Here is a 1,389-nt window from a genome sequence, read left to right on the forward strand (position 1 = left end):
CTGAGACTGCCCAACTAAAACCTTACCCAACACTGTTAGACTAGGCTTATCTTTTTGAGATATTTCCCAATTTTTATATTGTCGGTTATCAGAAATAACCAATAGCGTTGACCCCATCATTTGCAATCTTTTGAGATGCAAATGATTTGAGAAAACAAACAAATAAATTCCATCCCCATCATATTTGGTTATTGAAGTGTCAACAAAAACCAAATCACCTGGCTCAAGAGTGCCAGACATATTATCAACTTTTATATTTGTAATCTGAATTTCTTGAGGATCTTTTGCAGCAAAAACTCGCCTATATTGTTCTTCTGTATACTGGATTGAAGAAATAGTAGATTGAATATCAGAAGTGTTAATTATGTAGTTGTTCAAGAATAAAGGGCCGATTGCTACCAATTCAAATTCCGATTTCTGGTTATTATCAAGTGTTGTATTAGCCAAAGATTTTTTCTGCCAAAAACCTCTACCCTCGGCTAACCAATCTGGGTCACACTCCAAAAACTCAGCGGCCCTTAACAAATTTTGACCACGCAATGTTTTGGTGGATCCATTCATCCACTTAGAAACTGAAGGGGCTTTAATTTTGCAATATTTCCCCAATGCAGCCTGAGTTTTCTCCAAGGCATTCAGTCGAGATCTTATTCGTTCGGCTAATGTATTCATCTAGAGATTATGACCTCTAGCTAATTTCTTTTGGGAAATGAAATATCGCTTTAAGTTGACGGTTATCATTAGCCACAGGTAACATTAAATTAATTTATAAAGGAAATGCAATGTCTGAAAATTTCACTTTAAGAGAGTGGCTCAACGAAGAGCGCGGCAGAGTAAGCAAAATCGCAAGGGCTTTGGATAAACACTACTCATGGGTAAGCCAAATTGCCAATGGTAATAAGAAAGCTCCATTAGAAACAGCAGTTCTGATTTCGGAGTTAACGGGTAAATCGGTGAGTGTTGAATCTATTGCTAAGGCATATCGGAAAAAAGCCAAATAATGTCTTTGCTAACAGCCGATCTTGCAGAAATGTTAACCCCAGACTTCGTTGTTCACAACGATGTGATGAAGCTATGCGGCTGCCCCAAAGTTGCAGTTGTGTTGTCTAAGTTTATCTGGTGGTCAAAGGTGGTTGAGCGCAAATCTCCTGAGCGGTGCGGTTGGTTCTATCAAACTGGCAAAGATTTTTTCAGTCAGTTTTGTCTGAAGCGCCGTGGTTATGAGGAAGCTCGAAAAGTATTGGTTGATCAGCTTGGTGTCCTTGAATATCGACGGGGTGGCGTGTTTGGTCGCATGTATTGGCGCGTTAATGCCGAGCGGCTTCAGGCAGCCTTGGCTCGGGTGAGTGGTAAACAACCCGAAGCAACAGAGTCCAATTTTCAACAAGACAG

2 protein-coding genes and 1 pseudogene are annotated in these 1,389 nt (G+C 40.2%); 2 read left to right on the top strand and 1 reads right to left on the bottom strand.

Translation table 11 applies throughout. From position 1 onward, the window contains the following. Positions 1-669 (bottom strand): S24 family peptidase (locus A2F46_RS11605; protein ID WP_066570617.1); only part of this gene is annotated, 669 nt, incomplete at its 3' end. A 110-nt stretch (positions 670-779) separates the two neighbouring features. Here A2F46_RS11605 and A2F46_RS11610 point away from each other — a divergent pair. Both A2F46_RS11610 and A2F46_RS11615 read left to right on the top strand, forming a co-directional pair. After that, entirely contained in the window at positions 780-998 is a 219-nt protein-coding gene (locus A2F46_RS11610; protein ID WP_066570619.1) for a transcriptional regulator, read from the top strand. Beyond that, positions 998-1,389: pseudogene (locus tag A2F46_RS11615) on the top strand (hypothetical protein); the annotation flags it as partial. The gene A2F46_RS11610 and the pseudogene A2F46_RS11615, both read left to right, overlap by 1 nt.

The organism is Snodgrassella sp. CFCC 13594, assembly GCF_001590725.1.
Lineage (GTDB): Bacteria > Pseudomonadota > Gammaproteobacteria > Burkholderiales > Neisseriaceae > Snodgrassella.

Excerpts from the sequence above, each read along its gene's own strand:
- A2F46_RS11610 (WP_066570619.1), top strand. The coding sequence starts at position 780 with ATGTCTGAAAATTTCACTTTAAGAGAGTGGCTCAACGAAGAGCGCGGC.